Consider the following 7,000-nt stretch of genomic DNA (forward strand, 5'->3'; position numbering starts at 1 on the left):
TATTTTTTTCGTTTTTTTGCTCAAGCCTAATTCCCTTTATATTCCCTGGCACTTGCTGCACTGCAATTTCTTTTGCCTGCTCTTCTGTAACTTTTGTCATCGGTTTCTCTAACAATTGAATTCGACCAGTTGTTTTTTCAATCTCAACTACCTTACTTTGCTTATCATTTGTTTCTACCGTAATTACAAACACTTCTATCTCATTTCTCTTTTCTAATATAGTATGTTTAATTTCACCTTGTACTTTCTGTAGCGCCATTTCTTCCGCTTTCTCTTTCGTTATTGTATTACTTTTTAATGCTTTTTCTTTTGCTCGTTTTATCTCTCCATTTTTGGCATCTACTATTATTTCATATGAGCCTTGTTCATTTGAAATATTTACCTTATAAAAATCTTGTTCCCCTTTATTTACTAATTTCATACTTTTAATTTTTCCAGGATACTGTTCAGATACAATACTTTGAATTTGCTTCTCAGATAATATTGTTTCTCCTTGCTTAGAAACAATACGTTGTGATACAAACGCTACACTTACAACTGCAAAGCAAACTAACAATGCAATTTTCCATTTCTTTTTCATGTTTAAAGCTCCTATCCTTTTATGAAAAATGAGGTAAATTTACTGTAACTTTCGTCCATTCTCCTTCTTCACTTTCAAGTTGTATATCTCCTTCATGAGCATCAATAATTTGTTTGGCAATCGATAAACCTAAACCAGTCCCCCCTGTTTCCCTACTCCTCGCCTTATCAACTCGAAAGAAACGATCAAACACTTTCTGTATATCTTCCTTAGGAATTCCCATACCGTAATCTCGAATAGAAAAAAAGACTTTTTCGTTTTGTATTCCTACTATAATATCTATAGAATCTTTACTGTATTTCATTGCATTATCTAATAAAACTACTAATACTTGTTTTATTTTTTGTTCGTCAATATTTACAACAATTTTTTCTTCCTCTGTTATAACACGAAAATTCCGAGCATATGTTTTTTCTAGCTGCTCAGCAGTCACCTGACATAATCGGACCAAATCTGATTCGTTAGTCTCTAAATTCCACTCAGCACTACTGTTTGCAAGAAGCAGCATTTGATTCGTCATACCTTTCATTCTTACTGCCTCTGAATAAATCGCTTCTACAGATTCTTCTAAAACATCTTGTTTTTTCATTCCCCATCTTTTTAATAATTTCGCATAACTTTCAATAACTGTTAACGGTGTTCTTAATTCATGGGAAGCATCTGAAACGAACTGTTGTTGCTTTTCAAAGTTCTGATGTAATAAATCAATCATTTTATTAAATGTCGTTCCCATTTTGTGCAATTCATCTTTTGATTTTTTCTCAAGCGGTATTTTTTTGAATATCCCTCTATCTTGTATATGCTCCATTGTTTGTATTAAAGAATTTACAGGCTTCAAAATGAGTTTACTTAACATTCTTCCCGCAAAAAAAGACGGAATTAAAACGAAAAGTGATGCAATAACTAATACATTTTTTAACATATTTAAATTCTCTTGCAAACTATCTAAACGTTCTGTCATTTCTAACGAAACGATTTTCCCATCATTCCAAATGATTGGCATTTTTATATAAGCAAATTTACCCTCGTTCTTCTCATAAATTCCAGCGGATTCTTTTCTTTCAAATTTCGTATTTAATGCTGGAATTGGTTTTGTACTATCTACTTCTTGCCTAATCATTACCTTTGAATTTTCATTAATAATTCTAATCATACCGTTTGCAGGTAAGTATGGTTGCAATAGACTTATTGCATCTACTTCTTTTGCTGAATCTGCGTTCATTCCATCAATGATATGTATTGCCTCACGTTTCAATCGTTCTAACTCTCCGTTTGTAGTCACTTTATAAAACAAAAAATATATTGAACTATTAATAATTAATAAAATAAGTAGTAACCATACTGTAGAGAATAAATATATTTTATTTTTAATTTTCATACATTACACCTTTAAGACATACCCAACACCTCTAACAGTGTGAATAAGTGGTACGTCCACATTACAATCTACTTTTTTACGCAAATATCTAATATATACATCAACAACATTTGTATCGCCATAATAATCAAATCCCCAAACATTCGTTACAATTTGCTCACGGTTTAACACTTGATTTTCATGCTTCATTAAAAATAGTAATAAATCAAATTCGCGTGGTGTTAAGTCGACTAGATTATTCCCTCTTTTCACTTCTCTCGTTTTCTCATCTAAATATAAATCTGCAATCTGATAACTACTATTTTCCTCTTCTTTTACTACATTTGAAATTCTTAAACAGGCACGAATTCTCGCTAATAATTCTTCTATTTGAAAAGGCTTTGTGATATAGTCACTTGCTCCTTGATCTAAACCACTAACCTTGTCAACAACTGAGTCACGAGCAGTTAATAAAATAATAGGTATTACAGCATTTTTCAAACGTATCCTTCGAAGTACTTCTAACCCACTTATATTTGGAAGCATTACATCAAGTAATATTAAATCCCAGTTACCATTGTTGAACTTTTCCATTGCCTCTGTACCTGTTTTTGCAATTTCACTTTCATATCCTTCAAATTCTAATTCTAACTGCACGACACGAGCAATTTTTTCTTCATCCTCAACGATTAAAATCCTTTCTCCCATAAAAGCCTCCTATAATATATATTTGCACCATTTTAGTATAACAAGTAATACTTTCCGTAAAAAGAAAAAATACCCAATATATTTTATCCTTAATGAAAAAATCAGGAATGAAATATATTCCTGATTTTTAAAGTGACAATCCAACCCATTGCCAATATGCATAGTAAAATATAACCATTACAAATATATAAATAAAGCTTAAATAACTACTTAATTTTAATAAATCTTGCGGCTGAAAAGTTTCTCTATCACTTTCTTGAAATAATAGTAGTGCTTTAGAACTGACCGGAAAGGTTAAACAATAATTCATTCCAACAATACCTAAAAATAAAACAGCTACTTCATTTAATTGTAGACTACTTGCAAAATATAGTAGTGGCGGAATAAAAATTACTGCTCTCGTAGTGTGAGATGTAATATATAAATGTGATGTAACTGAAAGGATAACAATTACGAGTAACACGATGAAAATGGATTGCTTATTAATTAGTTCTGTTACTAAAAATAACTTTTGCATAATCCATTGCGCTGCACCACTCTCCATTAAAGATTTCCCTAATGCAATTGCTGCTCCAACAAATAAAATTAAATTCCAAGAGACACCTTTTAAACTTTCTTTCCACTGCATCACTCCGAGTTTTGGTAAAGTTAATAAAAATACTCCTATTATAGTTACAGTTGCAATTTCCAAACCGTGTAACCATTCCGTTAGCCAAAATGCTACCATCCCTATTAAAATACTAATTGTATACTTTTCATTTCGTGATAATTCAAACTTAACTTTTTTCTGTTGCAATTTCGTTTTTACTTCCTCTTTGTCTAAAAATAATACTAATATTACGCGACAACTTATAAAGCTCATTATGATTCCAAATGGTAATCCCCATATTAACCACTCTACAAATGTAATGTTTTTATTATTAAATTCCTTTAACATATCTAGGGCGATTAAATGTGAGCCTGCCCCAATAATTGTAGAACTTGTTGAAACTAAAATCACAGTAGGCATTAAAATTGCTAATGCTTTCGTAATTCTTCTACTTCCAATTTCTTTACATATAGCTTGAAAAACAGGTAATACAACCGCTGCGCGTCCCGATGTAGATGGAATAAAAAAGGAAAGCATTTGAATAATCATTGTTAAAATCCAGCATAATCCTGATATATTACGAGCACGATTCACAACAAAGTACGTCATTTTTTCAGCTAGACCGGTAATTTGAAGTGCTCTTCCTAAAATAAACGAACCGATCATAAGCCAAATGACATCCGAAGCTAGCGAATCAAATAAAAGATCTTGCTTTGCAGTTCCTGAAATAATTAGAAATAATACAGAACCGAGTGCAATATAGGCCGAATTTATCGTTGTTGTTGTCCATAATATAATTGCAGAGCAAAATCCAAACAAACTCCATTTTGCTTCCATCGTTAATGATGATGGAAGCAAAAGAACAATTTCTACCATTAATATTAGTGCTACGGGCAGAACCCAGGATGACTTAACTTTCGGAGTATCATTGTTATTCGCATGTAATTCCACTACATTTTTTTCAATCATGATACGTACCCACTTTTATTTAAACGAGAAGCGATTTGATAGCCAACTAAAACTGTACGCATCGTACTCTCTGTACAATCACGAAGCCATTTCTCCGCATTAGAAAATGCATTTTCTAATGAAGATGGCATTGGTAATATGCTTGTATATGCATCAATTCCGTAATCGTAATTAATACGTGCTCCTTTACCGACTGTTCCTACTAACGCTATTACTGGTAATCCATATCTTTTTGCACATTTAGCCACCTCAGCTGGAATTTTCCCACGTGGTGTTTGAAAATCTATACTCCCTTCCGCGGTAAATACAAGATCACACTTTAGCAATAGTTTATTTAAATCCATATACTTCATAATAATGTCGTATCTCGGATGAAGCGTTGCCCCAATTAAAGCTTGCAGTCCAGCACCAAGACCACCAGATGCACCACTTCCTGGTGTATGATGTACATCTATACCTATATCTTTTTTTAGAATAGAAGCATAGCGTTCCAATGCTTTTTCCAGTTCTATTACTTGTGCTTCGTTAGCACCCTTTTGCGGACCAAACACTCTAGCTACTCCATGCTCACCGCATAATTGATTAAACCAATTACAAGCAACATCGATTTGGACATGTCTTAATCTAGGATCTACTTGTGACGTATCTATTTTTGAAACTTGTAATAAAGAGGTGCCACCTTGAATTTGTATTTCCTTCTCATCTTCATTTAAAAACTTTACACCTAAAGCTTCAGCCATACCAGCACCTCCATCAGACGTACCTGAATCACCACATCCTATTAATATACGATCTACTCCTTTATTTAAAGCTAATTCTATTAACTGTCCAACACCGTGAGTAGTCGTTTTCCCTGGATCACGTAAATCTCTCGGTACAAGGCGTAACCCCGCCGCCGCAGCCATTTCAATAACAGCTGTACGCTCACCGTTTCTCGTTTCAAAAACACCAAAATAAGATTGTACCTCATCTCCAACAGGTCCCGTTACTTGTACTTTATACATTTTTCCACCAGTAATATTTATAATTGCCTCTGTAAACCCTTCCCCGCCATCAACCATCGGTAAAGTCTCTACAGTAGCAAGTGGCATAACTTTTAAAATCCCTTCTTTCATTACATCAGCAGCTTCCTTCGCCCCTAAACTTTCTTTAAATCCTGATGGTACAACTAAAATACGCATGTATTATGTCTCCCTTCACCTTATATATCTTTCGTATCTACGGCTTATATTAAAGATGAAAAAAGAGAGCACAATTAAGCTTACATTAAAATTTGATGAGAAAGTGCTGAATTTTGCGAACTAAAAAATCCGTTACACTATGAAATAGCGCAACGGATACATTCCTTTACTCTTTATTCAATTTTATTTCTCTATTACGGGACAATACTTGTACGATTTAGAGTTTCCTGTACTCAACAAGCAATTGCTTTAAATTTATATTTTGTAAGTTTTGTAGTAACAGTAAGAAAACTTTTTTATATCATGATAACTACTACGTTAAAATTTACGAGTTTGTACGAGTTCGTTAGTTTCATATAAATTCCATGTATTTAAATTCATCGCCATATAAAATGTCATCTTACCTAAGCTCGTACTTCTTTTCCTATTCTATCATTGCACATAATACTCTATGATGGTACAACCATCATGAAGTATGTATTTTCAAACACACTATTATTTTTTCCTATCCACTTCACATATATTTTGTTTTTCATAGATTATAGTTAAAGCTTATATCCGTAAAAATATTTTTGTCCCTTTTCCCAATTTTCACTTGAAAGTTCGTTTATATAGTCAATAAAATCTTTATAATTACTTGCACTAATAATAGTGTTGTAATCCGCAGGTACTCTTTTACCAGTCCAAATTGATAATAAAGATGGTATTAATTCCATTTTTAATTGCTCCTCATTATTAGCAGCAATCATAACCCGCTGAATCAATTTTTTAGCTAAGTCTCCAGGAAAAGCTAAATTCTGTTGAAAATAATAACTATTTGTATCCTTCTCCTGACAATACTTAAAATAAAAATTTCCAATTTCATCTATAGTTGCATCTTCACCAATTTGATCTTCAAAATTAATAAAGGAATCAATAGAGTCTCTTATAATGGTAGCTGTATTACTGAATTCCTCCCACCCTTCAAGTAAAGTCAATAAATATGGAATTACCTCAAGAGAAAGTGAGGTTGTGGCTGCTGATGCAAAAGTGTCTACTGTTTCTTCAGTTACCTCACTAAGAAAACGGAGATTATTTGAATCCCTTAAGTCTTCATGTGTTGCGACAGATAAAAATACTCTAATACATAAATTCAGAACCACTTCATCTTTAGTCTGATTCATTAATTGAACTAATAGCGGTTTTTGAGTAAAATCCCCCGTTTTAAATAAGTCTATTAAGTTAAATACAACTTCCGTTTCTGTTACAGATTTTAAAATTTTTTCTTTTATTTCCGATTTAGCTAAAATTGTTTTTTCTCCAAACCATATACTATTCATAAGATTTCTCGTTTCTCCCATAAATGCACCTACTTTCATTAAATTATCTCTTTCCATTTTCTCGTTGCCATTTCAGAACTTTATTTTGAAAAACAGTAATCTCAGTATGTTGTGGATTATTACCAAATACAATAATCCCCTTTTCATTTTTTACTTATCCCCTTTAGAAAAAACATCAAAAATACTATTATCACAAATCGCTTCAATTTCTTCCTTTACAAATAATTTTTGAAATTTTGTTCCTGGATTTAATATTACATTTTCCTCTAAATCTATCGTTTTTAATAATTCAACTGC

6 protein-coding genes and 1 pseudogene are annotated in these 7,000 nt (G+C 32.3%); all 7 read right to left on the reverse strand.

Annotated elements, in window-relative coordinates; translation table 11 throughout:
- Positions 1-580: PepSY domain-containing protein (locus KI369_RS27565; protein WP_212958790.1), on the reverse strand; the 580-nt coding region annotated here is incomplete at its 3' end.
- A 19-nt stretch (positions 581-599) separates the two neighbouring features.
- Positions 600-1,958: a sensor histidine kinase gene (locus KI369_RS27570; RefSeq protein WP_212958792.1), complete on the reverse strand. Its 1,359-nt coding sequence runs from the start codon at positions 1,956-1,958 to the stop codon at positions 600-602.
- A 3-nt stretch (positions 1,959-1,961) separates the two neighbouring features.
- Positions 1,962-2,645, reverse strand: coding sequence for a response regulator transcription factor (locus KI369_RS27575; RefSeq protein ID WP_212958794.1), 684 nt, complete (start codon positions 2,643-2,645; stop codon positions 1,962-1,964).
- 127 nt (positions 2,646-2,772) lie between these two features.
- Complete coding sequence (locus KI369_RS27580) at positions 2,773-4,203, reverse strand: SLC13 family permease (protein WP_212958796.1); 1,431 nt, start codon at positions 4,201-4,203, stop codon at positions 2,773-2,775.
- A complete protein-coding gene (locus KI369_RS27585) occupies positions 4,200-5,384 on the reverse strand; it encodes a glycerate kinase family protein (protein WP_212958798.1) in 1,185 nt (394 codons plus the stop codon). Before KI369_RS27585 ends, KI369_RS27580 begins: the two co-directional genes overlap by 4 nt.
- 545 nt (positions 5,385-5,929) lie before the next feature.
- Positions 5,930-6,742, reverse strand: a complete 813-nt coding sequence (gene imm47, locus KI369_RS27590) for an Imm47 family immunity protein (RefSeq protein WP_238484970.1) — start codon at positions 6,740-6,742, stop codon at positions 5,930-5,932.
- Between the two features lie 111 nt (positions 6,743-6,853).
- A pseudogene (locus KI369_RS27595) lies at positions 6,854-7,000 on the reverse strand (SseB family protein); the annotation flags it as partial.

It is taken from the genome of Bacillus sanguinis (assembly GCF_018332475.1).
In the GTDB taxonomy this organism is placed as follows: Bacteria; Bacillota; Bacilli; order Bacillales; family Bacillaceae_G; genus Bacillus_A; species Bacillus_A sanguinis.

What these genes read in the sequence shown, in the direction of transcription:
- imm47 (WP_238484970.1), bottom strand. Translation starts at nt 6,742, where the DNA reads ATGAAAGTAGGTGCATTTATGGGAGAAACGAGAAATCTTATGAATAGT.
- KI369_RS27585 (WP_212958798.1), bottom strand. Translation starts at nt 5,384, where the DNA reads ATGCGTATTTTAGTTGTACCATCAGGATTTAAAGAAAGTTTAGGGGCG.
- KI369_RS27580 (WP_212958796.1), bottom strand. Translation starts at nt 4,203, where the DNA reads ATGATTGAAAAAAATGTAGTGGAATTACATGCGAATAACAATGATACT.
- KI369_RS27570 (WP_212958792.1), bottom strand. Translation starts at nt 1,958, where the DNA reads ATGAAAATTAAAAATAAAATATATTTATTCTCTACAGTATGGTTACTA.
- KI369_RS27575 (WP_212958794.1), bottom strand. Translation starts at nt 2,645, where the DNA reads ATGGGAGAAAGGATTTTAATCGTTGAGGATGAAGAAAAAATTGCTCGT.